The organism is Amycolatopsis sp. NPDC058986, from assembly GCF_042741125.1.
Lineage (GTDB): Bacteria > Actinomycetota > Actinomycetes > Mycobacteriales > Pseudonocardiaceae > Amycolatopsis.
This window is the reverse complement of sequence record NZ_JBHYJW010000015.1, coordinates 106,543-131,936: the sequence shown is the minus strand read 5'-3', so window position 1 is coordinate 131,936 and position 25,394 is coordinate 106,543. Positions and strand designations below refer to the sequence as shown.

Here is a 25,394-nt window from a genome sequence, read left to right as displayed (position 1 = left end):
AGGTTCCTGTTCACGCCGCGTCTTCGGATACCCATTCCTTGAACAACTTCGCCAATCGCTCTTTGCACTGAGCAGTCAGAAGGCCTGCAGCGTCGTCGGCGAGTGGTTTCAATGCGTGCTCTCGCACCTCCTCGTGGTCCTCCGGAGCAGGACAGGAGAAGACGGCGAGGATGCGCAGGCTGCGTATGGCTTCGTCTCCGTCTATGACAGCCAACAGCGGAACTTTGGTGATAGCTGCGCCCTTGAAAGCTGCCCAGACCTTGTCCACCACTATGTCAACAATGGCATCAGTGATCGCAGGGCGTAGGGATTGTATCGACGAGTTATGGATCGCGTCCTTGACAATCCGTTTCCCCCACTCCGGAATCTGATCGACAAACTTCTTGCACTTCTCGATGACCTGGACGAGGCCGATGAAGAGATCGCACCAGCCGTGATGTGCGAGTTGACGTGATGCTTCGGCCGGATCGGGCACAGCTGTTGCAAGTTCAGCGGTGATCTCTGCCCAGAGGTCTGGCGCGGTCATCGCCTTGGCGAAGATCTCTACCTGGTCCAGCGGAGACGGGCGGACTGACTCAGTGGTAGAAGCTTGTCTCCGGCTCGTATCTCCGGATGATGAAGGGCCGGGTTCCTGTTCATCAGATGAGATTGCGACCGGCGCGTCATCGAACAATAGAGGATTGTCCTGTGTCTGCGCATCCGCCGGTACTGGCGATTCGTGCGGCTGGGCGTTCCTCACAGGCTTTTCGGCTGATGTGGTACCGGCTCCGCCTTTGATCGGAGAATCGGTGGGTGAGAGAGTCGCCGACACCTGAGTTCTGCGCACTGCCAGCCAATTTGCGAGTTCGAGGCGGGCCAAATCCGTACCTGCGGCTCGGGTATGACTGTTTGATCTCTTGCTGGTGGGCCTGTAGTACTTCGCCCAGGTTTCTTCAATCCGTGATCGCTTGGAGTTCCGCTCTTCAGGGCTTGCCTTCGCAAGCCCTACCCAACCCTCCCAGCCATGCAGCGACCCGCCGCAACCCGAGCAGGCACAGGCATGTCCTACCGCTGTCGCACAATTCTTGTTGTGATTACCCTGCCTTGACACAGCCATTCACGCCCCCTCGGATCCGTCTGATCTGATGGTGCGAGATCGCAGCTCCCGCGCCCACCGCCACTGCGGTGAACAAGGTATTACTGTAAGTAATATCTTGTAGGGGGAGTGGGGCGAGCAGTGCACTCCGTAATCCTTGGCGTAGGCATCGGCGTTGTCGGCTGCCCTGGTTGTGCAGCAAAAGGCTCCGAGGATGACTCCCGCTGACGGTCACATCCGGTCATCTCGATCCCCTCAGTTGCCCGCTGCGATGGCTACGTGGACGGCGTCGGGGTCGTCGAGGTGGCGCAGGATGCAGTCGGCCAGGTCGGCGCGGGAAAGGCGGACGCCGCCGCGGACGTTTCGGTCGATCGCGGTCCGGTAGGTGTCAGTGCGGGGGCCGTCGGTCAGCATCGGCGGGCGCACGATCGTCCAGTCCAGGTCGGCGGCCCGCACTGCTTCCTCCATGACACGCATGTCGCCCCACGGATTCCGGAGTATCCGGCTGAGGATCGGTTTCGCGAGAAATCTGGTCACCGGGCCGTCGCCTTCGGTGGCCATGCCGCCGTTGCTGACCACGAGCAGCCGTCGCGTGCCCTGTCGCCGCATCGCCTCGATGATGCTTCGGGTGCTGTCGGTCTGGATGGTGGTCGGTTTCAGGTCGGGCGAGCCGATCGCGGTGATGACGGCGTCGCGGCCCGAGACGTGCGGGGCGATCGAGTCCGGGTCCATGACGTCCGCTGTGACGACGGTGAGGTGCGGGTCCGTTCTGGCGAGGCGCGCGGGATCGCGGACGACGGCGGTGACCTCGTGGCCGGCGGCGCAGGCCTGGTCGACGAGCTGTTTGCCGGTGCCACCCGTGGCGCCGAACAGCGTGATCTTCATCGGTCCTCCTGGTTAGTGAGTGCTCACTAACTACTATAGTGGGTGAGCACTCACCAACTTGTCAAACCGGAGGCGCCGTGAGCACTCGCGACCAGATACTCGACGCGGCCGCGCACGTGATGCGCACTCGCGGGCTCGCCCGCGCGACGACCAAGGAGATCGCCAAGGCCGCGGGGTTCTCGGAGGCCGCGCTGTACAAGCATTTCCGCGACAAGACCGACCTGTTCCTCGCGGTGCTGAGCGAGCGGGCGCCGAGTTCGCTCACCTCGTTGCTCGACGGGCTGGCCGAGCGGGTGGGGCGGGGAAGCCTCCGCGAGACGTTGGAGGAGGTGGCGCGGGAGGCGATTCGCTTCTACAACCACAACTTCCCGATGGCGGCATCGATCTTCTCCGAGCCCCAGCTGCTGGCGGCGCACCGCGAGACGATGCGTGAACGCGGCGTCGGGCCGCAGCATGTCACCATCGTGCTGTCGGGTTACCTTGCGGCGGAACAGGAACTCGGTCGCATCCGGCCGGAAGCGGATCCGAGGGCCGCTGCCGCGCTACTGCTGGGCGCGTGTTTCCAGCGCGGCTTCCTCAGCCATTTCGTCGATCAGCACGGCGACGACGACTTCGCGGGCGAACTGGTCCGAACGCTCGTCGAAGGCCTCAGCTCGGCCCCGGCCAGCGACGCAGCCGCCGGGCCGGGCTGAGTTCGTCAGTGGGCCAGAGCTGGAGGCGCCACTCGTCGCCAGGGGTCGTGGAGCCGGGCCAGCCGTGGTTGACGAATCCACGGCCGGAAATGCGAGCCGCGTAGCTCCCGGCGGGTACCGGGATCTTGGTGCCGGACAACGTGGGTGAGTCGAAGCGAAAGCCGAATTCGGTGACACTGAAGGACGCGGAGAACGCCTCCTGCCAGGCGCTCAGATCGTCCGTTCACTTTCGACGCGCACGCCATCGCGAAGTTGTTCTGATGCGCTGATAGCACGAGCAGCAGCGACCTGTGCCGGGCTTCTGTCGCTCACGTTGTCACTGTGGCAGAGCCCGGGACGAGCGGGGCTAGTCTGGGTGGATGGGGTGGCCGATTCAGCGTGTGGACCTCGGGATCGTCGACTACCAACAGGCCACGCGCGACATGCAGTGCTGGGTGAAGGAACGCCAGGACGGCGTCGAGGGCGACAGGTTGTTCTTCCTCAGTCATCCGCCGGTGGTGACATACGGGGCGCGCACGTCACATGACGAACTGCCGCCCGCGGCCGCCGCGTTGCCGTCGGTGCAGGTCGACCGCGGCGGGTTCGCGACCTACCACGGGCCCGGCCAGCTCGTCGGGTACCTCGTCATCAACGTCCGCGAGCGCGGCGTGGTCGATATCGTGCGCTGGCTGGAGAACGGGTTGATCGAGGCGCTCGCGAGTCTCGGGTTCGACGCGGTGCGCCGGGAAACGCCGAAGGGCGCGAGCAGTCTCGTCGGGGTGTGGACGCCCGATCATCGCAAGCTCGTGTCGGTCGGGATGCGGATTCGCGGCGGGGTCACCAGCCACGGGTTTTCGCTCAACATCGATCCCGACATGACCGCTTTCGAGCAGTTCACGGTCTGCGGGATGCAGGACGTCACGATGACGTCGTTGCGAGAAATGGCCGAGCGGCAAGGAAAATCCACGCCGTCCGACGCGGAGGTCCGGGAGGCCATCGCCGCCGTGCTCTGCTGATCCGACGTTGTCCTAACCGGCCAGGAACTTGATCACCGCGTCCCGGCCCGCGTGTCCGCGTTCGCGGTTCTGGATCGAGTGCGACTCGCCCTTGACCACCACGAGTTCGCCGCGGGGCGCGACGTCGGCTTCGCGTTCGGCCCATTCGAGCGGGGTCGACAGGTCGCGGTCGCCGTTCAGCAGCAGGGTCGGCACGTCCGGCAGGTGACCGGCCGGATTCGACGACGCGTGTTCCGCGGGCCAGGGCAGGCACAGCTGGATGAAGCCCTGCGTGACCGCCACCTGCGAGGTGTACGGCCAGGTCGCCCGCTCCGGCAGCCGTGCTTCGGTGCGGTCGAGCCGCGCCTGCCGCACCTCGGCCGGGGTCGACGCCGAACCCCAGGGAAAGCGCATGTCCGCGCACAGCGTCCCGGCTTGCAGGCCGGAACTGTAGTCGGCAGGGGCGGCCCGGTTGGCTCCCGCGAGCTTCTCCAGCAGCTTGTTCAGCCGCGTCGGATCGCCGCCGCGGGCGGCATGCACCGCGCCGATGATGTCGCCTCGCGGATCTCGGTAGGTCGGATCGAAGAACTCGTAGGTGACCATGGCATCGAAGATCCGCACGCCGTCCGCGACGCCGCGTTGCCGTACGACCTGTGCGAGGTCTTCGGCCGGGTCGTAACCGCAGGCCGGAGGCGCCGCGCAGGCATCTCGCAACACACGGGCATTCGCACGCAGACCGACCAGGTAAAGCGAGTCCGCCGACGTCGCGTGGTGGGGCAGGACCGAATCCAGTACGAGCTTGCGGACGTTCCTGGGATGCGCGATCGCGTAGCGTGCCGCCGTGAACGACCCGTACGAGACGCCGTCGACCACCATTTTCCGCACCCCGAGCGCCTGCCGGAGCAGGTCGAGATCGGCGACTGTCTGATCGGTCGAGTACAGCGGCGCCCGGTCGCCGAGCAGGTTCGCGCATTCGGCGACGGCCTCGCGGGTCGGTGTCGCGATGTTGGAACTGCCCATCTGCGTCTGCAGGCCTGGGCAGCGCAGCGCGCCGAATTCGCCGGTGCCGCGCTGGTCGAGCATGACGAACCGGTGGTCCTTCGCGACTTCGGGCAGCTTGCCGACCGCCAGATCCTTGATGTGCGAGACTCCGCCCTGGCCCGGGCCACCCACCAGGAAGAGCAGTACACCCTTCGGCGCCGTAACGTTGTCCGCGGTCGCGACCTGGAGGTCGAGCGTGCCCGGCACCCGGCCGGTGTGGTCGAGGGGCACGGTCAGCGTCGAGCAGGTGAATCCCGGTTGAGCCGGACAAGGATGCGGGTTCTCCAGCCGCGGCCCGGTGGGCGTGGTGGACGCGGCGGCGGTGCCACCGAGCGCGACGGTCAGCAGTAACGCGAATCCTGTGGCCAGCAGTTTTCTCCCCATAGTGACCAGTGTGCGAAGCGGAGAAAGTGCGAGCAACCGCTTAACGGCCATACTTGAGGTCATGTCGACATCGCGGTTGCGGGCGTGGTGGGCCCATCGCCAAGGGCTCGACGGAAGGCTGCGCGGCGCGAGCGCCGCCGACGTACTCGAGCAGACCGGCTGGGCGCGTTCGGTGGGTGGATCGGGGCCGTACCTGGGCTTGTTCGCCCGCGCCCGGCTCCACCGCGAGGCTGTCGACGCCGAGGTCGCCCGGCTGGCGATCCACGAACTCCCTTCGGCGCGGGGGTGTACGTACGTGTTGCCCGCCGCCGACTTCGCGATCGGGCTGGCGGTCGGCGCCGGGGCGCCGGAGGGCGAGCTGGCAGCGGCCGAAAGGCATCTCGGCGTCACGCGTGCCGAGGTCGAGCAGCTCTGCGCGGCGGTGGTCGACGCGCTCGAAGCCGCGGACACGCCACTGGATCCGGCGGCGCTCAAAACCGCGGCAGGCCCGGCCGTTCGCAATCTCGGCGACGCCGGGCGCAAGCGCGGAGTGACGACGACGCTGCCCCTCGCGCTGGGGCTGCTCCAGGCCAGGGGCGACATCCGCCGGGCGCCGGTCAACGGTCGGCTCGACCAGCAGCGCTACGGCTACGTCCGGTGGAACGCGGGGTCGGTGTCCGAAGTGGACACTGCGAGGGCGGAACTCGCACGGCGGTACTTCGGCTGGGCGGCACCGGCGTCGCTCAAGCAGTTCCGCTGGTTCTCCGGATTCACCGCCTCGGTCGCGAAGAAAGCCGTCGAGGCACTGGAACTCGTGCCGGTGGGCGAGCCCGATCTGGTACTGCCCAAGGAACTCTCGGACGAGTTCGCGGAATTCACCGAGCCGGACGAGCCGCGGTACGCGTTGCTCGCCGGCGTCGACGGCATCCACCTGCTGCACCGGGACATGGGACGGTTGCTCGATCCGGCCGACGCCGCACGAAAAACACCGGGCGGTAACGGGACGCTCGGCGCGGAGGCGGATCCGCCGTGTCACGTGATCGTCGATCGTGGCCGGATCGCCGGGCTCTGGGAGTTCGATCCCGAGGCAGGGGAGATCGTGTACCAATCGTTCGTCGGTGAGGGCGACGCGCTGCGGGAAACCGTCGCGGAGACCGAGAACTTCATTCGTGACGAACTCGGCGACGCTCGGAGTTTCAGCCTCGACTCGGTGAAGAGCCGCGCGCCGCGGCTGGCCGCTCTGCGCGCGGGCTGAGCGTCACGGCCAGAGGCGTTCGCGCACCCACGCGTCACCTTCGCGCCGGTAGCGCAGCCGGACGTGCCGCCGGTCGTGGCCGGCCTGCCAGAACTCGACCTCTTCCGGCGCGATCAGATACCGCGTCCAGGTTTCCGGTGCCACCTCGGGGTTTTCCGCGACCCAGCGTTCGGCCTCACGGGCCGCGTCGAGCAGTTCCGCCGGGTCGTGCAGCACAGCCGACTGCCGCCCGATGAACGCTTCGACCCGCGACGCGGACGGACGCGCGAGGAAATCCTCGGCGGAGACCTCCGGCGTCGCCGGGGTCACCGGGCCACGCAGCCGGATCTGACGGCCACGGCCCGGCCAGAAGAACGTCAGCGCCGCGTGCGGATGTTTGCGCAGCTGCAAGCCTTTCGGGCTTTCCGAACTGGTCGCGATCGCCCAGCCGCCGGCACCGACGTCCTTGAGGATCACCACCCGCGCGTCCGGCGTGCCGTCGATGTCCACTGTGGACAAGGTGGCGGCGTGCGGTGCCAGCACGTGTTCGCCCGCCTCGTTCAGCCAGCCGATGAACAGCTCGTGCGGGGCCGCCGGGGTCGTGTCCGGATCGAACACCGGGAGTTCGTCGGGAAAGGACGCCCAGCCACGCAACGAAACCATGTCACTGACCGTACGGCCCAGGCCCCTGCGGCGGGTAACCCGGTGCGGGGTACGGGTAGTTCGGCGGCTGCGGTCCCTGCGGCCCGGCACCCGGCGGAGGCCCCACCTGTGTCTGGTGCTGCCAGCCGGGTGGGGGCTGCTGCGTGGGCGCCTGCGGCGGCTGTTGTGGTTGCTGCGGTGCCTGGGCCTGTTGCCACTGCAGCTGCTGGTAGACCTCGGCGGGCTGCGGGAAACAGAACGTCAGCTTCGCGTTGACCGACCCCTGCACCGCGGCGCCCCAGAACTTCCCGCCCACCCAGGCGTACATCTGGCCCGCGCTGACGTCGACCGCGACCATCCTGGTCTCGCCGCCGAACTGGTTGCCGGACTTCGCCGAAGCGGCCTGTGCGGCGTCGGGGTAGACCCGCTGGCCGATGAGCCCGGCGATCACCACCGACGCCGCCGTCCAGCCGACGGTGCCCTGGACGTTCGCGCGCGCGTGCTGAGTGGCCCGGCCGGTGAAGTCGTACAACGCGGCCGCGGTGACCTCCGGGACCGCCGCGGCGACCACGGCGTAGTTCATCGTCGACAACATGACCGACTCGGTGAACAGGCCGACGACGGCGGTCGCGGGCCCGATCTGCACCGAGTTCAGCCTGCCGCCGCTGCGCTGGATGCGCTCGGCCACCGCGCCGAGATACTGCTCAGGCGTGAGCACGACCGGACCTCCCTCACCGAGGACGCTGGGAAGGTCATCGTCCCACGCCAGGCCGTGAGGATGTGGTCAGCTCGCACTTTTCGACCCGCGCGGGGATCCGTGGTTCACTGAACGCGCCATGCGCCGACTCGTACTTCTCGCGCCCGCCCTGGCCGTGTTCGCCGGGTGCTCCGCGCCTGCCCAGCCCGCACCGCCACCGAGCGGTCAGCCGTCCACTTCGGCCAGTGCCGCCGCACCCGCGCTGCCGCCGGATCCCGAACCGGGCGAGACCGGAACCTGCCCGTACCTGAAGACCGATTTCGTCGCCGATGCCAACGGGCAGAAGGTGTCGAAGGTCCGGCTCTCGGCCGATTCGCCGCATCCGGCGTGTTTCTTCTACGGCCTCGACGGGAAACTCCAGTTGACCGCCCGGGTGTACGTCGGAGAGCCCACGGTGGCGACCGCGCTGGTGAACAAGGCGGCGCCGGTCGACACGTCCAACCCGGCCGACGAGCCGAGCGGCTGGAAGGGCGGGTACCAGCCCACCGGCGACGGGGGCGCGGTGTACGCGGTGGCCAAGGGGAACGCGGCGGTCGTCGTGACGACCAACCAGAAACAGAGCGTGAAAGCGCGCACAGTGACGACGAAGGCTATCGCGACGCTGAAGCTCTGAGTAGTGGCCTCCACACGGAAGAGCGAAGTTGATCTTGTATTACCCTGTGCAGCACGCGCAGGGCTTTCGCCGATCCGCGCACCAGAGCACCGGGTACCTCCGCCATCGGCGTGGTGTCCGGGCGGGGCACCATCTGCATTGCGACTCGACAAAAGGACAAGATTCGTGGCTGACACCCTCAAGGAAATCCTGCTCGACTCCAGCCGTCGCCCGGCTGTCGTGACCGACTTCGGAACCCTCGTCGACGACGAGGTCGCGGACAAGGGCGGCGTTTCGGGTGCCGTCGTGAAGACGGGTTTCGCCGCTGTCAAGAAGATCAAGCCGGGCATCGTCCCCGCCGCGGTCGACAGCCTGCTCGACGAGTTCGCCGACGCGCTGGAGCCGTTCTACGGTGACTACAAGGCCAAGGGCGGCGACGACTTCGGCACCTACCTGGTCGGCCGTTCCGACGAGGCCGCCGACGCGCTCCTGAGCGTCACCGACGCTCGTGCCGAGCAGAGCAGCCGTGACGCGATCAAGAAGGTCTACGGCAAGCTGCGCCCGAACGGCAAGAAGAACGTCGAGGAGGCCCTTCCCCGCCTCGGCAAGCTGATCGACAAGCACGCTGCCAACGCCTGATCGGCGCGCACGCGGTCAACACACGAAGAGGCCCCCGGACGTGCCGGTCCGGGGGCCTCTTTCGTTGCCGCTCAGTTCTTCTTCTCGGCGTTCGAGGGGCTCGGCGCCTTCCCGTTGGCCGACTGCGTCGACGGAGCCTTCGGAGCCGGGGTGGCCGGCTTCGGCTTCGCCTCGGCAGCGGGCTTCGACGCTGTGGCGGGCTTCTCGGCCGGCTTCGCGGGCGCCGGCGGGGTCACGCGCGGCGGCGCCGGCGCGACGGGCGGCTGCTGCTTCGAGCGCAGCGCGTACGCGGCACCAGCGGCCACGAGGCCCAGCCCGAGCACCCACGGCCACCGGCGGCGACGCCGCGTGCCCTTGAGGCCCTCGGAAGCCTCGACCACGGCCGCCTTGAAGTCCTTCTTCGCGGCCTTGAAGTCCTTCTTGCCCTTGCGCTTGCCTTCACCAGCGGACTTCGCGGCCTTGATCGCCGCCCGCTTGGCCTTGCGGCCCGGCTTGCGCAGCTCCTTCAGCCGCTCCAGCGCCTCTTCGCGGGCTGCCTGGGCCTTCTGCTTGAGCTCCTTGCGCGAAAGCTCGGTCTCCTTCGCCAGCTTCTTGCGTGCGCGGCGGCTCTGCTTCACGAGCTCGCGGGCGCCCTCAGTGACAACCTCCTTCACGGCAGGCTCACTCACCGCTTTTGCGGCCCGGGTCATGGCCTTCACCTCATCAATCGTTTTGAATCTGCTTTGTTGCCCGTAACCTATCGTGCCCCTTTTCCGCGCATCTTGCCGCAGATGGCACGATGAAGCTCGTGACTGAAAGCAACGGATCCCTCGATGGTGGCGCGCTCAAGGCCACGCTGCACACCAACCAGGGTGACATCCATGTGAACCTGCTGCCCGACCACGCGCCCAAGACGGTGGCGAACTTCGTCGGTCTCGCCGAGGGCACGAAGGACTACACCCAGCCCAACGCCAAGGGCGAGGCGTCCGGTCCCTTCTACGACGGCTCGATCTTCCACCGGGTCATCGACGGCTTCATGATCCAGGGCGGCGACCCGACCGGCACCGGCCGCGGCGGCCCCGGCTACAAGTTCGGCGACGAGTTCCACCCGGAGCTGCAGTTCTCCAAGCCGTACCTGCTCGCGATGGCGAACGCCGGGCCGGGCACCAACGGCTCGCAGTTCTTCATCACGGTGACCAACACGCCGCACCTGAACTTCAAGCACACGATCTTCGGCGAGGTGGCCGACCAGGCTTCGCGTGACGTGGTCGACAAGATCGCGCACACCGCGACCGGCCCGGCGGACAAGCCGATCGACGACGTCGTGATCGAGAAGGTCAGCATCCAGAGCTGAGCTGACCCGGAGGGTTTTCGGTAGGTTGGTTCTTGCTGTGAACCAACCACCGAACCCCGCCGCGTACCCGCAGGCCGCGCTGCCCGGATGCTGGTGGCATCCGAACCGCCCGACCGGGCTGAGCTGCGCGCGCTGCGGGCGTCCGGCCTGCCCGGACTGCCTGCGCGAGGCCGCGGTCGGCTTCCAGTGCACCGACTGCGTCCACACCGGCCGTCAGGAACAACGCCGTCAGCACCGGCAGTACCAGGAGGTCACGCCGGGTACCCGCACGATCGCGGGCGCGCGGCTCGGCAGCACCTCGGTCGTCGTCCCGGTGCTCATCGCCGTCAACCTGCTGGTCTACCTGATCACCGTGATGCAGGCGAAGAGCCTGACGAACAACAGCGTGGCCGAGCTGTCCCAGGCGGGCGTGCTGTGGCCCAACGCGACGCTCGGCGGCGGCGAGTGGTGGCGGCTGTTCACCTCGGGCTTCCTGCACGGCGGGCCGCTGCACATCCTGGCGAACATGTTCTCGCTGTGGATGGTGGGCCGCACGCTCGAGCTGGTGTTCGGGAAGATCCGGTTCCTCGCCCTCTACTTCGTCTCGATGCTCGGCGGATCCACCGCCGTGGTGCTCTTCGACGACCTCAACCAGCTGACCCTCGGCGCCTCGGGCGCGTTGTTCGGCCTGATCGGCGCGTTCGGCGTCATCGTCATCAAACAACGGCTGAACCCGACCGGGCTGCTGATCACCCTCGCGCTCAACGCGTACATCACCTTCGGCGTCTCGGGGATTTCGATCTTCGCCCACGTCGGCGGCCTGATCGTCGGTGCGCTCGTGACCGTGGCGATCCTCTACGCGCCGGAGCGCAACCAGGCGGTGTGGCAGGCGGCAGGGATCGCGATCATCGTGCTCGCGCTGATCGGGCTGCTGGTGTACCGCGACACCCAGATCGCGGCCACGACCTGCGGATTCAAGCCGTGGCGCGGCGGCCAGGTCTATTCCTGCCTCCCGCCGAGCTAGCCGCGCGCACGCAGGTCGTCGAGCGCTTCGACGACGTCGTGCGGGTCGGTGCCGAGGTCGAGCCTGCCCAGGACGTACAACTCGTCCTCGTACTCGATCTCCAGCGTGACGCCGTCGCGGCCGAGCCGGCGCGTCGTCCGCAGCCGGTAGCGAGTGCCCTCCCAGGGCAGCCGGTGAGTGCCGCCGAACGTGCGGACTCGCAGGCCCTCGGCGTCGGCGGCCAGGCGCGGCCGGGCCACCGAGGAGTGCACGGCGTAGGCGCCGACGGCGACCGTGGCGAGGGCGAACAGCAGCAGCCCCGAGCCGTCACCGGTCAGCACGTTCACCACCGCGCCGACCAGCAGCAACGCGGTGACGAGCCAGGTCGCTACCACAAGACCCGGCTGGGGAGCCCATGAGGTGGGGTAGTTATCCACAGGGGTTATCCACACTGGGGACTAGTCACACCGGTGTAATTCGGTGTCAAGCCGCCATCCGGAGTAACCGTCACCGCCAGCGCATGGTCATGAGCAGACCGGCGATCATCAGCACGAAGCCGATCGCGAAGTTGTAGTTGCCGAGGTCGCTCATGAAGGGGATTTTCGGCCCGGCGATGTAGTTCACGATCAGCCAGACCAGGCCGATCAGCATCAGGCCGAACATCACGATCTTGTAGAACAGGTTCGACGGCCCCGCGGCCTTCACCTTCACCGGGGTACGGCGATCGGCGGGCGGGGTGTACGCCGTCTTCTTGCGGACCTTGGACTTCGGCATCGGGTTCCTCGCGTGCTGTCGGGCTCTCCTGGTGGCGATGTCCCGCTCTCGGGGTGCGCAACCAGCGCCACGTGCACACGTTAACGTAAACGACCGCATCTGAGCACCGGGCGGGAGCGGTCGGATTCCCGGACTGTGACACCAGCGTCACCGTCGGTACGACGCAGGGCAGGTTTCGGCGCACGCCGGAGAGGAGCTTGTGTGGCCACGCACGAGGGGCCGGGCGACCGGCGGCAGTACTCCGGCGATCAGGGCGGTCCGTATCGGCCCCGCAGCCGCCCCGGTCAGGGCGGCGAGCGGCCCCGCCCCCCGATGCCGGGGGAGTCCGGTGAACGGCCCCGTCCGCCGGCATCGCGGCAGCCCGGTGGCCCGCCGCCGCGTAGACCCCGGCCGCCCGCCGACCGGCGGCGCTACACCGGCCCGGACGTCTCGAACGAGGAGACCGTCGTCTTCGAGCCCGTCGGGAAGCCGGGGACCGCGACGAAGACGAAGGAGAAGCCGCCACCGCCGCCGCTGGGCAAGGGCGGCGTCGCGGTCCGGACCGTGGGTGAACTCCTCATCACCGCAGGCCTGGTCGTGCTCCTGTTCATGGTCTACGAGCTGTACGTGACCGACCTGTTCTCCGCGGAGAAGCAGGCCGCAGCGTCCAACACGCTCGATGGCGACTGGGCCAAGGACCGCACCCTGCACCCCGAGCTCGTCGACGGCAAGGCGTTCGCGCGCATCCACATCCCGAGCTTCGGCGCCGACTTCAACTTCACCATCCAGGAAGGCACCGGCGACGCCGCGCTCGAGGTCGGTCCCGGGCACTACAAGGGCACCGCGTTGCCGGGCGAGCCCGGCAACTTCGCCATCGCCGGCCACCGCGTCGGCAAGGGCGCGCCGTTCAACGACCTCGACAACCTGACCTCGTGCGACCAGATCGTCATCGAGACCCAGACCGACTTCTACCTCTACAAGGTCCTCCCGTACGAGGACGAGATGGCGAACTGGGAGTCGGGCAAGGGCGCCGACCCGAAGTGCAAGGGCGTCGGGACCCTGCGGGACGCGAAGGCGTCCAACGGCGGCCCGTACGGCAAGACGTTCGGCCGCAAGGTCGTCCTGCCCACCCAGGGCGAGGCGGTCAACCCGGTGCCGTACATGCCCGCCGACACCCTGCCGCCCGCGGAGGAGGCCGCGCTGCTCACGCTCACCACCTGCCACCCGCAGTTCTCCGCGCGCGAACGGCTCATCATCACCTCGGTCCTCACCCAGCAGGTGCCGAAGACCCAGGTCAAGGACTACACCGACCTCATGAAGAAGCTCGGGGAGGGCCGCTGATGTACGGCTGGATCTGGCGACACCTGCCCGGCCCCTTCGCGGTCAAGCTCCTGACCGCGGTGGTGCTCCTGGCCGGGATCCTCGCGTTGCTCATGTTCGTCGTCTTCCCCTGGCTCGAACCCCGCCTGTGGTTCAACAACGTTTCGGTCCACTAGCTCCGCGGTTCGGCGTCTTCCTCGTCTCCGGGCGATTTCCCGGCCAACGGGACGGGGACGTGCTGCGGCGGTCGGTGGCGGCCGCCGTGGCCGCCGAGCGAGCGGGGTTCGACGACGTCTGGTTCGCCGAGCACCACTTCATGCCCTACGGCGTGTGCCCGTCGGCGATCACGCTCGCGGCGCACGTGCTGGGCCGGACGTCGCGGATCGACGTCGGCACCGCGGTGAGCGTCCTGTCCACGGCGCATCCGGTCGCGCTGGCCGAGCAGTGGGCGATGCTCGACGCGATCTCCGGCGGACGGCTGTGGCTCGGCGTCGGCCGTGGCGGGCCGTGGCAGGACCTGGAGGTGTTCGGCACCGGCATCGACCGCTTCGAGAGCGGCTTCGCCGAGTCGCTCGACCTGCTGCTCGAGGCGATGAGCCGCGAGACCGTCGGTGCGGACGGCGATCACTTCGCGTTCCGAGAGGTGCCGATGACTCCGCGGCCGGAACGTCGTCCGCGAGTCGTCGTGGCTTGTGATGGCGCGAAATCCGGCAGCGTGCGGCTGGCTGCGGAACGTGGTTTGCCGCTGCTGCTCGGGATGCACCGCGGGGACAAGGAGAAGGCCGAGACGGTGGCGGCGTACGGACCCGGCGACGGCGGCCATGTGTCCACGGTGATGTGCCAGGTCGGGGACGATGCCGCCGACGTCGTCCGTGCCGTGCTTCCGGGCTGGCTGAAAGATGGGTTCGCCGCGCATGTCCGCTTCGACGGGCAGCGGCGGAAGATGCGGGATCCGGGTGAGTACACGGAGCACCTCTGCGCGATTCACCCCATCGGCGAGGCCGGGGCCTGCGTGGAGCGGCTGCGGACGAGCCTCCGGCGCACCGGTGTCTCCCACGTGATCATGTTCGTGGAAGCGTCCGGTACGCCGGAGGGCACGTACGAGAACATCGCGCGGATCGGCGCCGAAGTGCTGCCCGCGCTACGGAACCGTTAGCAGTCGCGCAGTTCCGGGCTCTGGTTGAGCAGCTGGCCGCGTGGTGAGACGAACGCGCGGTAGCGGTCACTGTCCACTTGCGACGTCTTGAACACGGCGACGCGGTGGCAGTTCTGGAACGCCAGCTTGACGCCGAAATGCCGTTCCAGGCCGCCGCGGATGGCGTCCGACGCCAGCGCGCGCAGCAGTTGACCGCGCTCGGCCTCGCTCGGCGGTGGGGTCTCGTTGTCGGCGAACCCGTCCGCGGCGCCGTCGGCCTCGGCTATGACGCCGGTGATGACCTCCCAGGCGTATGGCAGGGATTCCCGGACACAGGCGACGAACTCGGCGTCGTCGACCTCCCCGCGTTCGGCCTTCTCGAGCAGTGCGGGCGACACATCCAGAGACATCGAACCTCCAAGGTGAACTGGGCCGTACTCCTGGCTACTCGTCCGCGGCCGGGGCCACAAGAGAAAACGATCATCATCACCACTTTGGCGGAGACCCCGGTCACTCCCAGCGAAAGACCTTCGCCGCCAGCGCGGTGCCGCAGACCGCGAAGGCCGCCAGAACGGCCAGTTGCAGCGGCTGGACCCCGTTGCCGACCCACGCGTCCTGCAGCGGCTGCGCGCCCGGCGGGATGTAGTCGCTGATCCGCTGGAGCACCTGCGGCAGCAGCGGCCGCGGCAGGTAGACACCACCGAAGAACATGATCGGGAAGAAGGCGAGCAGCGCGATGACGTTCGCGCTCTTGCCGGTCCTGGCGATCGCCCCGGCGATCAGGCCGAGCGCGAACACCGAGACGATGCCGAGCAGCAAGGTGATCGCGAACGTCAGCGGATGCCGGGGCATCGGGACGTCGAACACGAGGTTCGACACCGCGAGCGTCACCGCGATGCCGGCGACCGCGACCGCGACGTGCACCACCAGCTGCGCGCCGAGCAGGTTCGCCGGATGCGCCGGGGTGGTGGAAAGGCGGCGCAGGACGCCCTGCTCGCGATAGGTCGCGACGGCCGCCGGAATGGCTTGCAGGGCGAGCATCGCGATGCTGATGACGATGATCGACGGTACCCAGAGTTCGATGAACCGGTGCCCGCCGGTGACTTCGCTCGGTTTCGACATGCCGGGGATGAAGCCGACGCCGAGCAGGATCCCGGCGGGCAGCAGCGTCCCGAACACCGCCCAGACCGGCGTGCGGAGGAAGAGTTTCGCCTCGGTGGCGGTGATCTTGACGAAGGTGCGCATGACGTCCTCCTGCTCAGTCGCGCCCGGTGAGGGTCACGAACGCGTCGTCCAAAGTGGATTTCTCAGTGGTGGCACGGAGTTCGGCCGGGGTGCCGGTGGCGACGACGTGCCCGGAGTCGAAGATCGCGACGCGGTCGCACAGCCGCTCGGCCTCGTCCATGAAGTGGGTGACGAGCAGGACGGTGACGCCGCTGTCACGCACGCGCTCGACGAGCTGCCAGGTGTCGCGCCGCGCGTGCGGGTCCAGGCCGGTGGTCAGCTCGTCGAGCACGGCGACCTCGGGGTTGCCGATCAGCGCGAGCGCGATCGAGACGCGCTGTTTCTGGCCGCCGGAAAGGTTCCCGAAGTAGCTGTCCGCGTGGTCGGTGAGCGCGAGGACGTCGAGCAGGACGTCGATGTCGGCGGGGTTCGGGTAGAACGACGCGAACAGCTCCAGCGCTTCGCGGACCTTCAGTTTCGCGGGCAGGGTGCTCTCCTGCAGTTGCGAGCCGAGCTGCTGTCGCAGCGCGTCGCGTTCCTTCGCAGGGTCCAGCCCGAGGACGCGGATCGTGCCCGAGTCGGCGGTCCGCAGCCCCTGGAGGCATTCGACGGTCGTCGTCTTTCCAGCGCCGTTGGTGCCGAGAATGCCGAAGATCTCGCCGCGCTCGACGGTGAACGAAACGCCGTCGACCGCGACCCGTGAGCCGTAGCGCTTGGTGAGGCCGGTGACTTCGATGAGTGGCATGCGGACCACGCTATTTTCGCCGGGCGGTCGGAAGAATGACGCTGAAACCCCAGCTCAGGTGGGATTTTGCTGACCTGAGGGTGGTGCTGGACCCACCCCGTACATGGCGCTCGGCCTACTGCGCTTCCGGCTCGCGATCGGCGAGACTGGGCACATGACTCACTACGTGCGCTCGGTCGGCCGCGCCTTCGCGCTGGCCGGGTTCGCGCTGGTGAGCTGGCTCGACGTGCTGGCCGAGCTGCTCGCGTTCGGGCTGCTGTGCACGGGCCTGATCTTCTTCTACGCCCCGGCCTTGCTCTGGGCTCGGCGGCGATCGGCCAAGACCAGGGAACTGGTCGCGCGCTGGTGCGGTGTCGAGGTCGAATCGCCGTACCGGCCGGAGCCACCGGAGCCGGAGCCGGAACGTGACGGCTGGTACCGCGACGGCAACCAGCTTTACAAGCGCGCGTGGTGGTTGCGCTGGATGCGCCGGTTCCACTGGGCCACCGACGATCCGGCCACCCGGCGCGAACTCGGCTGGCAGTTGGTCAACCCGCTGGCCGCGCTCGCGCTTCCGGTGGCGACGATGCTCTGCGGACCGCGCGCGCTGCGCTGGTACGGCCGATGGACGCGTCACTGGCTCGGCCCGCGCGCGGACGGCGAACCGGACATCGGGGTCACGCGGCGTGTGCTGCGCTGGGTGGGCAGGCGGTACGAGTCGCTCGGGCACCAGATGGGGCTGTTCGTGCTGGCGGTGGTCCAGCTGGGATTCACGGTCTGGCCGATTGTGCTGCTCGTCGGCGCGTACCCGGTGGCGGCGCCGATCGTGCTGCTTTCGCGCACCGTCACGAACACGCTGCGCCGGGAGGCCTGGAACTGGACCGGCGTCCGGATCGACCGGCCCTACCTGCCCGCCCCGTCGCTCCCGGTGCCGCGGCCCGACGGGTTGTTCCAGGTCGGCAAGCAGCTCTACGAGGAACCATGGGAGCCGGTCCGGCTCGCCCGGACGCGCTGGGTCACGCGTGACCGCGCGACCTGGCGTGACCTCGCGAGCGGCTTGCTGAACGTGCCGGTCTTCCTGGTGCTGATGATCCCGACGGTCTCGGCGACCTTCTGGGGTTTCCTCGGCCTGCAGGCGCTCTGGATCTGGCGGCCGATCGCGCAGGGCGCGAACTCGGTGTGGAGCACGGACTGGTTCACCATGATCGGCCTGCCCTCGGCGACGACCACTCTCGACGCGCTGAAGCTGACCCCGGTCGCGCTGGGGTTCATGGTCGCCGGCCTGATCCCGGCGACCTGGCTGGCGCGGCAGCAGGCCCGCTTTGCCCGGCTGCTCCTCGGCCCGACCGAGTCCTCGCGGCTCGCCCAGCGCGTCGAACGGCTGAAGGAAACCCGCACCGACGCGTCCGTCGCGCAGGCGGCGGAACTGCGCCGGATCGAACGGGACCTGCACGACGGCGTCCAGGCCAGGCTGGTCGCGATGGGGATGAAGCTCGGCGCGGTCGAGGCGTTGATCGACGCCGATCCGGGCCAGGCGAAGAAGCTGGCCGCCGAAGTGCGGGAGGCCTCGTCGGAGGCGCTCACCGAACTGCGGCTGCTGGTTCGGGGGATTCACCCGCCGGTGCTGTCCGAGCGGGGACTGGTGGACGCGGTGCGCGCGCTCGCGCTGGACAGCCCGCTGGACGCCGAGGTCACCGGTTCGCTGGCCGGGCGGCTGGAGAAACCCGAAGAGGCGTGTGCGTACTTCGCGGTGTCCGAACTGCTGGGCAACGCGGCGAAACACGGTGAAGCACGCACGGTGTCGATCTCGTTGGAGCATCTCGACGGCTTGCTGCGGATCGTCGTCACCGATGACGGGAAGGGCGGCGCGGAACCCGCCCGCGGGTCGGGGATTCGCGGGATCGAGCGCAGGCTGGGCGTGTTCGACGGTAGGTTTTCCCTGACCAGTCCCATCGGCGGACCGACGACGGCGACCGTGGAGATCCCGTGCCAGCTCGACCTCGAACAGTCGTAGCGGAGGACCAGTATCTGCTCCGTGACGGTCTGACGCATCTGCTCGCGGCACACGGGTTCGACGTCGTGGCGGCGGTCGGCTCCGGGCCGGAGCTGGACGCGGCGCTGCGTGAGCACCGGCCCGATGTGTCCATTGTGGACGTACGAATGCCGCCGACGAACACCGACGAGGGGCTCCAGGTGGCGCTGGCCGTCCGCCGCGACATCCCGGGATTGCCGATTCTCGTGCTCTCCCAGCATGTCGAGCAGCTCTACGCCCGCGAACTGCTGGCGGACGGCGTCGGCGCGATCGGCTATCTGCTCAAGGACCGGGTGTTCAACGCCGAGCAGTTCGTCGACGCGGTGCGCCGGGTCGCCGGTGGCGGCACGGTGATGGATCCGGAGGTGATCGCGAAACTGGTGGCGGGCAACAGCCGTGACCCACTGGCCGCGCTCACCCCGCGCGAACGCGAGGTGCTGGCGTTGATGGCCGAAGGCTGCTCGAACGCCGCGATCGCGTCGAGGCTGCATTTCAGCGAGGGCGCGGTCGGCAAGCACACCGCGAACATCTTCGCGAAGCTCGGCATCAGCGCGTCCGACGACACCAACCGCCGCGTGCTCGCCGTCCTCGCGTACCTCGGTGCCGGGTGATCAGAGCAGGACCAGTTCGTGCGCGCCCGCGTCCATCTCCACGACGGTTTCGACCTTCCAGGTGTTCCGGTCGATGACCGACATGGTGCTGTTGGCGTTGACGTAGACGTGGTCCGCGTCGGAAGCGACGCCCAGCGGGGCGGCGCCCACCTCGATCGACTCGACGACGATTTCGCCGCTTTCGGGGTCGGCCACGCTCACCGAGCCCGCCTGGGGCTTGTCGTATTCCCACTGCCGGAAATGCGAAACCACGACCAGTCCGGTGTCCAGCACGTGCACGTTGTGCGGATTGGCGGGCAACGTGACGTCGCGGATTTTCGTGTCCGTTTCGGTGTCGATGACGAACAGCAGCGGCGCGTGCCGGTCGCTGGCGTACAGAATCGAACCGTCGGCGCTGAGTTCGAGATCCTCGGACCCGGTCTGGGTCGGGATCCGTTTCAGCGGACGGCGTTCGACGAGATCGAGCACGGAGACGAACGGGACTTCCTTGTTGCCGGTGTAGGCCTTCGTCGCCGTCGCGGCGAGCCAGTGCGGGCCAGGGACGTCGATCGGGATGTGGCCGATGGGCTCGAAGGTGTCGAGATTCAGGGTGAGCAGGCAGCCGCCGTGTGATTCGCAGACCACGTGCAGCTCGTCGCCCTGAACGGAAAGGTCGTGCGGTCCGGCGTACGGCGAAATGTCGATGACCCGCGTGATCGTCCAGGTGGCCGGATCGATGACGACGATTTCCTCGCCGCGGTCGCCGTGTTCGTCGTACCAGCCGTCGCGGTAGGTGATCGTGACGTACAGCAGTTCGCGTTTCGTGTCGAAGGCGCACACGTGCGGCTGCGGTGGTGTTTTGACACGGGCGATCAGCCCGAAGTCGGCGTCGAGTGCAGTGACGGTGGAGGCCCCTTGATGGCAACTGATGAACATGTAATTCACGCTATGCTCGTGGCATAAGTGCGTCCAGAGCACATTCGACAACTCAAAGTTGCACGAGGTGGAACAGTGGATCTGAACCTGCTCACCGCCTTCGACGCGTTGCTGCGCGAGGGCAGTGTGACCGGTGCGGCTGAGCGGCTCGGCCTGTCGAAGCCCGCGATGAGCCGGGCGCTGGGCAGGTTGCGGCGGGTGCTGCGGGATCCGGTGCTGACCAGGGCCGGGCGGGGCATGGTGCTCAGCCCGCTCGCGCTGGAGATGGCGCCCCGCGTGCACGCGCTCGTCGAAGAGGCCACCTCGCTGCTGAGCACCGGGCACGCCGTCGATCTGTCCACTTTGGAACGGACGTTCGCGGTGCGGGCCAACGAAACGCTCGTGGCCCACATCGGCGGGCGGCTGCTGGGGATGATCGCCGAGGAGGCGCCTTCGGTGCGGTTGCGGTTCGTCGCCGAGGGGGACGAGGACGTGCGATCGCTGCGGGACGGCAGCGTCGACCTGGACATCGGCGTCATCGGCGAGACGGGGCCGGAGGTCCACGTCGAACCGCTGTTCCGCGACGACGTGGTGTTCGCGATGCGGCCGGGACATCCGCTCACGCGCGGCGACGTCAGCTGGAAACGGCTCGCGCAGTTCCCGCACATCTCGATCTCCCGGCGCGGCCGGATCGGCGAGACGCCCGCCAAGCACGGCGCGCGGGTGGTGGCGGTCGTCCCGGCGGCCCCCGCGGCGGTCTACCTGCTGCGGGATTCCGACGCCGTCACGCTGATGTCGCGGCAGTTCGCCGGGAAGGCCGGGCTCGCGATCGTGGAGCCGCCGCAGCGGGTCCGGGCGTTGCCGATCTCACTGGCGTGGCACCCGAGGCTCGACGCCGACCCAGCGCATCGGTGGCTGCGAGCCTGCGTACGCCGGGTCTGTCGCGAACTCTCGTGAGCGGTCAGGAACGCGAGACGCGCAGCATTTCTTCGCGCTCCACGACCTTGACGCGCTCGCGGCCGTGCGGGGCGCCGAGGTCCTTCTCGTAGGCGTCGAGCTTGCCCCAGCCTTCCCACGTGGTGAAAGCGATCCCGCGCGCGGCGAGGAAGCCGAGGATCGCGTCGGGGGAAGCGTGCTGCGGCTCGGCGAGCGTGTCGGCGTCGGCCAGGAGACTCGCGATGGTCTCGGCCGCGTCGCCCTTCGTGTGCCCGATCAAGCCGACCGGCCCGCGCTTGATCCAGCCGGTGACATAGACGCCGGGCACCTGGTTCTCGTCGAGGTCCAGCACGCGGCCGGCCTGGTTCGGCACCACGCCGTTGACGTGGTCGAACGGGACCTCCGGCAGGTGCGAGGACAGGTAACCGACCGCGCGGTACACGGCCTGGACGTCCCAGTCGTGGAACTCGCCGGTGCCGCGGACGTTGCCGTCACCGGTCAGCTCCGTGCGCTCGGTACGCAGGCCGACGACCTTGCCGTCCTCGCCGAGCACCTCGGCCGGCGAGTGGAAGAAGTGCAGGTGCAGCCGCTTCGGGCGGTCGCCCTGGTCGCGGATCGCCCACTCCTGCAGCGTCTTGACCACCATGTCGATCTGCTTCGACTCGCGCAGCGCGGCGATGCTGCCCTCGTCGAATTCGATGTCCTCGGGGTGGACGATGACCTCGACGTTCGGCGAGTGGTCGAGCTCGCGCAGTTCCAGCGGCGTGAACTTCGCCTGCGCCGGGCCGCGGCGGCCGAACACGTGGACGTCGGTGACCGGGCTGGCTTTGAGTCCTTCGTAGACGTTGTCCGGGATCTCGGTGGTGAGCAGTTCGTCCGCGGTCTTCGCCAGGATGCGCGCGACGTCGAGGGCGACGTTCCCGACGCCGAGCACCGCGACACTCGTCGCGGTCAGCGGCCAGGTGCGGGGGACGTCGGGATGGCCGTCGTACCAGGACACGAAGTCGGCGGCGCCGTGGCTGCCGTCGAGGTCGATGCCCGGCAGGTCGAGCGCTCGGTCGGCCATCGCGCCGGTCGCGAAGATGACCGCGTCGTAGAACTCGCGCAGCTCGTCGAGTTTGATGTCGGTGCCGTAGTCGATGTTGCCCAGCAGCCGGATGTTCGGCTTGTCGAGCACCTTGTGCAGCGCGGTCACGATGCCCTTGATGCGCGGGTGATCGGGCGCGACGCCGTAACGGATCAGCCCGAAGGGCGCCGGCATGCGCTCGAAGATGTCGACCGACACGTCGGCGTCGGACTTGTCGAGGATGTCGGCGGCGTAGATCCCAGCGGGACCCGCGCCGACCACGGCTACACGAAGAGAACGGCTCACATCCTCGAGGGTAAGTTAGGCTAGCCTAATTTTTAATGTGATCTGGCGTACGGTCCACCAGCTGGGACGGTTAAGCTGGGCGCATGCGCGTACTCGTGGTCGACAACTACGACAGCTTCGTCTACAACCTCGTCCAGTACCTGGCGCAGCTCGGCGCCGACTGCACGGTGTGGCGCAACGACGTGGTCGACCTCGACAAGATCGGCGATTTCGACGCCGTACTCGTCTCTCCCGGCCCCGGCACGCCCGAACGCGCTGGTCAGAGCATGGACGTCATTCGGAAGTGTGCCGAGACACGGACCCCGATGCTCGGCGTCTGCCTCGGCCACCAGGCGCTCGGCGTCGTGTTCGGCGCGACCGTGGACCGCGCCCCGGAGCTGCTGCACGGCAAGACCAGCCAGGTCCGGCACCGCGGCGTCGGCGTGCTCGCCGGCCTGCCCGAGGAGTTCACCGCCACGCGGTACCACTCGCTGACCGTGTTGCCCGACACCATCCCGAGCGACGTTTTCGAGATCACCGGTAGCACCGAGTCCGGGATCGTGATGGGCATGCGGCACCGCGAGCTGCCGCTGGAGGGCGTGCAGTTCCACCCCGAGTCCGTGCTCACCGAGGGCGGGCACCGGATGCTGGCGAACTGGATGGCCTCGGCGGGGCACCCGGTCCCGGCCGCCACCGTGGACGAACTCGAACGCGCGACGAAGGCACTCCAGAAGGCCGCCGTCGCGTGACGTTCGGTGGTTGAGGCGCTACACTGGTGGTTGAGCTGGTCGGTCCGCGGACGCGGCCGGAAGTGAGCCGGGGAACGTGCCCGCCGGATGACGGGACCCCCGGCTTCGCGCTATCCGGGGTCCACTGTGGTGATCTCGATTAGATGCGCGTTGTTGATCGTTTCCCACGGTTCCCATTCCTCGTGGTGATGTGCGGCGACGTAGGCGGACGCGACCCAGTCGGCAGGCCATAGCAACGGCAACGCCTTACCAGCATGGTCGACGCGCAATGCGGCAGTGATCCGGCGGGAACGACGGAGCCGCTCGCAGGTGCGACGGTCATGCCGGTCGCCACCCCCGCGGCTCTCCAAGACCACCTGGCGAGCTTGTTCGATGTGTTCAAGCCGAGGCAGCAGTTCGCGCAGGAGTTGCGCGCGTGCGTGCTCCTGGTCGGCTTTGCCGCAGCCGGTGGTGAGAAGGATGGCACCGTGCAGCGGGAACTCGCCCAAGGTTTTCGCCACGGCGAGGCGACGCTCGTACCGCTCGGTGCGGTAGTGCAACGGCAGCCCGGCTTCCTGCATTGTGGCCAGCGTTGTGGTGATGTGCTCGTGGGTGCTTACCGCTGTGAGGACGGCGGCTACGACGTAGAGGCGCTGTCCGTCCGGGAGACGGGCGCCTGCTTCGTCGACGTGGGCCACTGTGTGCTCGACCACTCACGAACAGTAGCGGCGAGTACCGACAGTGTCGCTGTGCGGGTAAGACTGGGGAAGTGACGGCAGAACTGATCCGGCTGGTGGGGGTCGGCAAGTGGTACGGCCGAGGGGAACCGGTGCTCCAGGGCGTCGACCTCACCGTGCCGCGCGGCCGGGTCATCGGCATCCTCGGCACGAACGGCTCCGGTAAGTCCACCTTGCTCCGGATCCTCGCGGCACTTTCGCGGGAGAGCGCCGGCCGCGTCGTCGGACGGCCGCGGGTCGGCTACCTGCCGGACCGGTTCCCGGCCGGGCAGCGGATGAGCGCGCGGGCCTACCTCCGGCACATGGCGCGAATCCACGGACTGGCCGACCTCTCGGCGATCGATCCGCTGCTGGACCGGCTTGCGCTGGTCGGCGGACCGCGTTCGCCGTTGCGGACCTTGTCGAAGGGCAACGCGCAGAAGGTCGGCCTCGCCCAGGCGGTGCTGGTCGATCCCGAACTGCTGATCCTCGACGAACCCTGGTCCGGTTTGGACGTCGAGGCGCACGCCGTGCTCGGCGAACTCGTCGCGGAGACGAAGAACCGCCGTGCGAGCGTGGTGTTCACCGACCATCGCGCCGCCGTGGTGCACGAGCACGCGGACGACGTCTATCGAATCGAGCACGGGCGACTGTCCGTCGTCGAGTCCACAGTGGACATACCGGCGGCCACGCGGATCGTGCTGCACGGGGCGGGCGGCGACCTCTCCGCCGAGCCGGGCGTGCGCGAAACCGTCGCCGATGGAGCGCGGGTGGTGCTGACGGTGGAAGCCGAGCACGCGGACGCGGTGTTGCTACGCGCGCTCAACGGCGGCTGGTCGGTGCGGGAGGTGGCGCCGTGCTCGCGATGACGTGGTATTACCTGGCGTTGCTGGCCCATTCGCAGCGGTACCTGCCCGCCGTGCTGGTCTACCTCACGGTGAACGTCATCCTGTACTCCGACCCGCGATCGCCGTTGATCCCGCAGTACGGCGTCAGCGCGGGGGCGCTGCTCGTGGTGTCCTGCTGGCTGACGATCGCCACTCTCGACATCGAGGATCCCGTGCAGCGGCTGATCACCTTCAGCCACGCGCGACGGCTGCGCGCGGTGCTCGGCGGGGCCGTGCTGGCGGTGCTCGGCTGCGCGTTGGTGCTCGCGTGCGCGTCCGTGGCGTGGTCGGTCATCAAGTCCGGCCACGGTCCGGCACCCGTGCTCGGGCTGGGACTCGCGGCGCATCTGATCTGCGCGGTGTTCGGGATCGTGATCGGGCTGCCGTGCTCCCGGCTGCTCGTGCCGCGCGTCGGCTGGACGGTGCTGGCCGCGGTCCTGGTGCTGGCCGCGGTGTTGCTGCTCAAATGGCTGCCGCTGGCGAACCCGCTGCTGCGCGCCATGACCAACGACCGCCCGCTTACCGGGCCGCTGACGCTCGCGGCGGTGCTCGCCCTCGTCCTGCTTTTCGCCAGCGGTACCGCGGTGGGCTGGCTACTCCGCCGCCGCGCCTGAACGCACTTGAGTGAGGAGGGCGCGCCAGGCTGGGGTGGGGAGGGTCAGGTGGCCTGCGGTGCGGTCCTTGCTGTCGCGGATGCCGACGGCCGGTGCCGCGAACGCCACCTCGACGCAGCTGCCGCCATTGCCGCCGCTGTGGGAGCTGGTGCGCCAGCCGGTGAAGGCGACCTCGACGCAGTCGCCGCCATTGCTGTTGCTGTAGGAGCTGGTGAACCAGCCGGTGGTGGGGAACTCTGGGGCAGGCATGGCACTCCCCT

General features: G+C 68.4%; 31 protein-coding genes. 16 read left to right on the top strand and 15 right to left on the bottom strand.

Annotated elements, in window-relative coordinates:
- Window positions 1-10: 10 nt before the first annotated feature.
- Both ACFW0G_RS16315 and ACFW0G_RS16310 read right to left on the bottom strand, forming a co-directional pair.
- On the bottom strand, window positions 11-859 hold the full coding sequence (locus ACFW0G_RS16315; RefSeq protein WP_378326062.1) for a hypothetical protein: 849 nt from the start codon (window positions 857-859) through the stop codon (window positions 11-13).
- 471 nt (window positions 860-1,330) lie between these two features.
- Entirely contained in the window at window positions 1,331-1,960 is a 630-nt protein-coding gene (locus ACFW0G_RS16310; RefSeq protein WP_378326061.1) for an NAD(P)-dependent oxidoreductase, read from the bottom strand.
- Window positions 1,961-2,037: 77 nt separating this feature from the next.
- On the opposite strand from ACFW0G_RS16310, the gene ACFW0G_RS16305 reads away from it, so the two are divergent.
- Both ACFW0G_RS16305 and lipB read left to right on the top strand, forming a co-directional pair.
- Window positions 2,038-2,652 carry a TetR/AcrR family transcriptional regulator gene (locus tag ACFW0G_RS16305; RefSeq protein ID WP_378326060.1) on the top strand — a complete coding sequence of 205 codons (615 nt, stop codon included), beginning with the start codon at window positions 2,038-2,040 and terminating at the stop codon, window positions 2,650-2,652.
- 359 nt (window positions 2,653-3,011) lie between these two features.
- The gene (lipB, locus tag ACFW0G_RS16300) at window positions 3,012-3,647 is read left to right on the top strand and encodes a lipoyl(octanoyl) transferase LipB (protein WP_378326059.1); all 636 of its coding nucleotides are present in this window, start codon (window positions 3,012-3,014) and stop codon (window positions 3,645-3,647) included.
- 12 nt (window positions 3,648-3,659) lie between these two features.
- Here lipB and ACFW0G_RS16295 read toward each other — a convergent pair whose 3' ends face one another.
- The gene (locus ACFW0G_RS16295; RefSeq protein WP_378326058.1) at window positions 3,660-5,051 is read right to left on the bottom strand and encodes an alpha/beta hydrolase; all 1,392 of its coding nucleotides are present in this window, start codon (window positions 5,049-5,051) and stop codon (window positions 3,660-3,662) included.
- A gap of 61 nt (window positions 5,052-5,112) precedes the next feature.
- Here ACFW0G_RS16295 and ACFW0G_RS16290 point away from each other — a divergent pair, with 61 nt between their 5' ends.
- Complete coding sequence (locus ACFW0G_RS16290; RefSeq protein WP_378326057.1) at window positions 5,113-6,285, top strand: DNA glycosylase AlkZ-like family protein; 1,173 nt, start codon at window positions 5,113-5,115, stop codon at window positions 6,283-6,285.
- 3 nt (window positions 6,286-6,288) lie between these two features.
- On the opposite strand, the gene ACFW0G_RS16285 is transcribed toward ACFW0G_RS16290, so the two are convergent.
- Together ACFW0G_RS16285 and ACFW0G_RS16280 are read right to left on the bottom strand one after the other, a co-directional pair.
- The gene (locus ACFW0G_RS16285) at window positions 6,289-6,927 is read right to left on the bottom strand and encodes a pyridoxal 5'-phosphate synthase (protein WP_378326056.1); all 639 of its coding nucleotides are present in this window, start codon (window positions 6,925-6,927) and stop codon (window positions 6,289-6,291) included.
- A 1-nt stretch (window position 6,928) separates the two neighbouring features.
- Complete coding sequence (locus ACFW0G_RS16280) at window positions 6,929-7,624, bottom strand: hypothetical protein (protein ID WP_378326055.1); 696 nt, start codon at window positions 7,622-7,624, stop codon at window positions 6,929-6,931.
- A gap of 118 nt (window positions 7,625-7,742) precedes the next feature.
- Between ACFW0G_RS16280 and ACFW0G_RS16275 the strand changes: the two genes are divergently transcribed.
- Window positions 7,743-8,276 carry a DUF2020 domain-containing protein gene (locus tag ACFW0G_RS16275; protein WP_378326054.1) on the top strand — a complete coding sequence of 178 codons (534 nt, stop codon included), beginning with the start codon at window positions 7,743-7,745 and terminating at the stop codon, window positions 8,274-8,276.
- A gap of 165 nt (window positions 8,277-8,441) precedes the next feature.
- Complete coding sequence (locus ACFW0G_RS16270) at window positions 8,442-8,894, top strand: DUF6918 family protein (RefSeq protein WP_378326053.1); 453 nt, start codon at window positions 8,442-8,444, stop codon at window positions 8,892-8,894.
- Between the two features lie 71 nt (window positions 8,895-8,965).
- On the opposite strand, the gene ACFW0G_RS16265 is transcribed toward ACFW0G_RS16270, so the two are convergent.
- Window positions 8,966-9,583, bottom strand: coding sequence for a hypothetical protein (locus ACFW0G_RS16265; protein WP_378326052.1), 618 nt, complete (start codon window positions 9,581-9,583; stop codon window positions 8,966-8,968).
- Window positions 9,584-9,672: 89 nt separating this feature from the next.
- On the opposite strand from ACFW0G_RS16265, the gene ACFW0G_RS16260 reads away from it, so the two are divergent.
- Window positions 9,673-10,227 carry a peptidylprolyl isomerase gene (locus ACFW0G_RS16260; RefSeq protein ID WP_378326051.1) on the top strand — a complete coding sequence of 185 codons (555 nt, stop codon included), beginning with the start codon at window positions 9,673-9,675 and terminating at the stop codon, window positions 10,225-10,227.
- 37 nt (window positions 10,228-10,264) lie between these two features.
- Window positions 10,265-11,230 carry a rhomboid family intramembrane serine protease gene (locus tag ACFW0G_RS16255; protein WP_378326050.1) on the top strand — a complete coding sequence of 322 codons (966 nt, stop codon included), beginning with the start codon at window positions 10,265-10,267 and terminating at the stop codon, window positions 11,228-11,230.
- On the opposite strand, the gene ACFW0G_RS16250 is transcribed toward ACFW0G_RS16255, so the two are convergent.
- Both ACFW0G_RS16250 and crgA read right to left on the bottom strand, forming a co-directional pair.
- On the bottom strand, window positions 11,227-11,646 hold the full coding sequence (locus ACFW0G_RS16250; protein WP_378326049.1) for a PH domain-containing protein: 420 nt from the start codon (window positions 11,644-11,646) through the stop codon (window positions 11,227-11,229). The two genes, ACFW0G_RS16255 and ACFW0G_RS16250, sit on opposite strands and share 4 nt — an antisense overlap.
- Before the next feature lie 70 nt (window positions 11,647-11,716).
- A complete protein-coding gene (crgA, locus tag ACFW0G_RS16245; protein ID WP_378326048.1) occupies window positions 11,717-11,983 on the bottom strand; it encodes a cell division protein CrgA in 267 nt (88 codons plus the stop codon).
- Between the two features lie 312 nt (window positions 11,984-12,295).
- Between crgA and ACFW0G_RS16240 the strand changes: the two genes are divergently transcribed.
- The 3 genes from ACFW0G_RS16240 to ACFW0G_RS16230 are packed head-to-tail and all read left to right on the top strand — an operon-like array spanning window position 12,296 to window position 14,438.
- Window positions 12,296-13,303: a class E sortase gene (locus ACFW0G_RS16240; protein ID WP_378326077.1), complete on the top strand. Its 1,008-nt coding sequence runs from the start codon at window positions 12,296-12,298 to the stop codon at window positions 13,301-13,303.
- Complete coding sequence (locus ACFW0G_RS16235; protein ID WP_378326047.1) at window positions 13,303-13,458, top strand: hypothetical protein; 156 nt, start codon at window positions 13,303-13,305, stop codon at window positions 13,456-13,458. Before ACFW0G_RS16240 ends, ACFW0G_RS16235 begins: the two co-directional genes overlap by 1 nt.
- A 59-nt stretch (window positions 13,459-13,517) precedes the next feature.
- The gene (locus ACFW0G_RS16230; RefSeq protein WP_378326046.1) at window positions 13,518-14,438 is read left to right on the top strand and encodes an LLM class flavin-dependent oxidoreductase; all 921 of its coding nucleotides are present in this window, start codon (window positions 13,518-13,520) and stop codon (window positions 14,436-14,438) included.
- Here ACFW0G_RS16230 and ACFW0G_RS16225 read toward each other — a convergent pair.
- The 3 genes from ACFW0G_RS16225 to ACFW0G_RS16215 all read right to left on the bottom strand — a co-directional run bounded on the left by ACFW0G_RS16225 (window position 14,435) and on the right by ACFW0G_RS16215 (window position 16,386).
- Window positions 14,435-14,827 (bottom strand): SCO5389 family protein, encoded by a 393-nt coding sequence (locus tag ACFW0G_RS16225; RefSeq protein WP_378326045.1) that lies wholly within the window; start codon window positions 14,825-14,827, stop codon window positions 14,435-14,437. The genes ACFW0G_RS16230 and ACFW0G_RS16225 overlap by 4 nt on opposite strands.
- Window positions 14,828-14,927: 100 nt before the next feature.
- The gene (locus ACFW0G_RS16220) at window positions 14,928-15,662 is read right to left on the bottom strand and encodes an ABC transporter permease (RefSeq protein WP_378326044.1); all 735 of its coding nucleotides are present in this window, start codon (window positions 15,660-15,662) and stop codon (window positions 14,928-14,930) included.
- Window positions 15,663-15,675: 13 nt separating this feature from the next.
- Window positions 15,676-16,386, bottom strand: a complete 711-nt coding sequence (locus ACFW0G_RS16215; RefSeq protein WP_378326042.1) for an ABC transporter ATP-binding protein — start codon at window positions 16,384-16,386, stop codon at window positions 15,676-15,678.
- Window positions 16,387-16,540: 154 nt separating this feature from the next.
- Here ACFW0G_RS16215 and ACFW0G_RS16210 point away from each other — a divergent pair, with 154 nt between their 5' ends.
- Window positions 16,541-18,379, top strand: a complete 1,839-nt coding sequence (locus tag ACFW0G_RS16210) for a histidine kinase (protein ID WP_378326040.1) — start codon at window positions 16,541-16,543, stop codon at window positions 18,377-18,379.
- A complete protein-coding gene (locus ACFW0G_RS16205; RefSeq protein ID WP_378326039.1) occupies window positions 18,352-19,008 on the top strand; it encodes a response regulator in 657 nt (218 codons plus the stop codon). Before ACFW0G_RS16210 ends, ACFW0G_RS16205 begins: the two co-directional genes overlap by 28 nt.
- Here ACFW0G_RS16205 and ACFW0G_RS16200 read toward each other — a convergent pair whose 3' ends face one another.
- Window positions 19,009-19,923 carry a YncE family protein gene (locus tag ACFW0G_RS16200; protein ID WP_378326038.1) on the bottom strand — a complete coding sequence of 305 codons (915 nt, stop codon included), beginning with the start codon at window positions 19,921-19,923 and terminating at the stop codon, window positions 19,009-19,011.
- 75 nt (window positions 19,924-19,998) lie between these two features.
- On the opposite strand from ACFW0G_RS16200, the gene ACFW0G_RS16195 reads away from it, so the two are divergent.
- On the top strand, window positions 19,999-20,859 hold the full coding sequence (locus ACFW0G_RS16195; protein ID WP_378326037.1) for a LysR family transcriptional regulator: 861 nt from the start codon (window positions 19,999-20,001) through the stop codon (window positions 20,857-20,859).
- A gap of 4 nt (window positions 20,860-20,863) precedes the next feature.
- Here the strand turns inward: ACFW0G_RS16195 and ACFW0G_RS16190 are convergent, their stop codons facing one another.
- Window positions 20,864-22,210, bottom strand: coding sequence for an FAD-dependent oxidoreductase (locus ACFW0G_RS16190; RefSeq protein ID WP_378326036.1), 1,347 nt, complete (start codon window positions 22,208-22,210; stop codon window positions 20,864-20,866).
- Between the two features lie 83 nt (window positions 22,211-22,293).
- On the opposite strand from ACFW0G_RS16190, the gene ACFW0G_RS16185 reads away from it, so the two are divergent.
- Complete coding sequence (locus tag ACFW0G_RS16185) at window positions 22,294-22,938, top strand: aminodeoxychorismate/anthranilate synthase component II (protein WP_378326035.1); 645 nt, start codon at window positions 22,294-22,296, stop codon at window positions 22,936-22,938.
- 110 nt (window positions 22,939-23,048) lie between these two features.
- Here the strand turns inward: ACFW0G_RS16185 and ACFW0G_RS16180 are convergent, their stop codons facing one another.
- Complete coding sequence (locus tag ACFW0G_RS16180; RefSeq protein ID WP_378326034.1) at window positions 23,049-23,630, bottom strand: hypothetical protein; 582 nt, start codon at window positions 23,628-23,630, stop codon at window positions 23,049-23,051.
- 68 nt (window positions 23,631-23,698) lie between these two features.
- Here ACFW0G_RS16180 and ACFW0G_RS16175 point away from each other — a divergent pair, with 68 nt between their 5' ends.
- Together ACFW0G_RS16175 and ACFW0G_RS16170 are read left to right on the top strand one after the other, a co-directional pair.
- Window positions 23,699-24,502, top strand: a complete 804-nt coding sequence (locus ACFW0G_RS16175; protein ID WP_378326076.1) for an ABC transporter ATP-binding protein — start codon at window positions 23,699-23,701, stop codon at window positions 24,500-24,502.
- Window positions 24,490-25,134 carry a hypothetical protein gene (locus ACFW0G_RS16170; RefSeq protein WP_378326033.1) on the top strand — a complete coding sequence of 215 codons (645 nt, stop codon included), beginning with the start codon at window positions 24,490-24,492 and terminating at the stop codon, window positions 25,132-25,134. Before ACFW0G_RS16175 ends, ACFW0G_RS16170 begins: the two co-directional genes overlap by 13 nt.
- On the opposite strand, the gene ACFW0G_RS16165 is transcribed toward ACFW0G_RS16170, so the two are convergent.
- Window positions 25,114-25,383 carry a DUF397 domain-containing protein gene (locus ACFW0G_RS16165; RefSeq protein WP_378326032.1) on the bottom strand — a complete coding sequence of 90 codons (270 nt, stop codon included), beginning with the start codon at window positions 25,381-25,383 and terminating at the stop codon, window positions 25,114-25,116. The two genes, ACFW0G_RS16170 and ACFW0G_RS16165, sit on opposite strands and share 21 nt — an antisense overlap.
- Window positions 25,384-25,394 lie beyond the last annotated feature (11 nt).

Bases quoted from the DNA above. Each gene is read 5' to 3' on its own strand.
- ACFW0G_RS16310 (WP_378326061.1), bottom strand. From the start codon at position 1,960: ATGAAGATCACGCTGTTCGGCGCCACGGGTGGCACCGGCAAACAGCTC.
- lipB (WP_378326059.1), top strand. From the start codon at position 3,012: ATGGGGTGGCCGATTCAGCGTGTGGACCTCGGGATCGTCGACTACCAA.
- ACFW0G_RS16295 (WP_378326058.1), bottom strand. From the start codon at position 5,051: ATGGGGAGAAAACTGCTGGCCACAGGATTCGCGTTACTGCTGACCGTC.
- ACFW0G_RS16290 (WP_378326057.1), top strand. From the start codon at position 5,113: ATGTCGACATCGCGGTTGCGGGCGTGGTGGGCCCATCGCCAAGGGCTC.
- ACFW0G_RS16285 (WP_378326056.1), bottom strand. From the start codon at position 6,927: ATGGTTTCGTTGCGTGGCTGGGCGTCCTTTCCCGACGAACTCCCGGTG.
- ACFW0G_RS16275 (WP_378326054.1), top strand. From the start codon at position 7,743: ATGCGCCGACTCGTACTTCTCGCGCCCGCCCTGGCCGTGTTCGCCGGG.
- ACFW0G_RS16265 (WP_378326052.1), bottom strand. From the start codon at position 9,583: ATGACCCGGGCCGCAAAAGCGGTGAGTGAGCCTGCCGTGAAGGAGGTT.
- ACFW0G_RS16260 (WP_378326051.1), top strand. From the start codon at position 9,673: ATGAAGCTCGTGACTGAAAGCAACGGATCCCTCGATGGTGGCGCGCTC.
- crgA (WP_378326048.1), bottom strand. From the start codon at position 11,983: ATGCCGAAGTCCAAGGTCCGCAAGAAGACGGCGTACACCCCGCCCGCC.
- ACFW0G_RS16240 (WP_378326077.1), top strand. From the start codon at position 12,296: ATGCCGGGGGAGTCCGGTGAACGGCCCCGTCCGCCGGCATCGCGGCAG.
- ACFW0G_RS16235 (WP_378326047.1), top strand. From the start codon at position 13,303: ATGTACGGCTGGATCTGGCGACACCTGCCCGGCCCCTTCGCGGTCAAG.
- ACFW0G_RS16225 (WP_378326045.1), bottom strand. From the start codon at position 14,827: ATGTCTCTGGATGTGTCGCCCGCACTGCTCGAGAAGGCCGAACGCGGG.
- ACFW0G_RS16220 (WP_378326044.1), bottom strand. From the start codon at position 15,662: ATGCGCACCTTCGTCAAGATCACCGCCACCGAGGCGAAACTCTTCCTC.
- ACFW0G_RS16215 (WP_378326042.1), bottom strand. From the start codon at position 16,386: ATGCCACTCATCGAAGTCACCGGCCTCACCAAGCGCTACGGCTCACGG.
- ACFW0G_RS16210 (WP_378326040.1), top strand. From the start codon at position 16,541: ATGACTCACTACGTGCGCTCGGTCGGCCGCGCCTTCGCGCTGGCCGGG.
- ACFW0G_RS16200 (WP_378326038.1), bottom strand. From the start codon at position 19,923: ATGTTCATCAGTTGCCATCAAGGGGCCTCCACCGTCACTGCACTCGAC.
- ACFW0G_RS16185 (WP_378326035.1), top strand. From the start codon at position 22,294: ATGCGCGTACTCGTGGTCGACAACTACGACAGCTTCGTCTACAACCTC.
- ACFW0G_RS16165 (WP_378326032.1), bottom strand. From the start codon at position 25,383: ATGCCTGCCCCAGAGTTCCCCACCACCGGCTGGTTCACCAGCTCCTAC.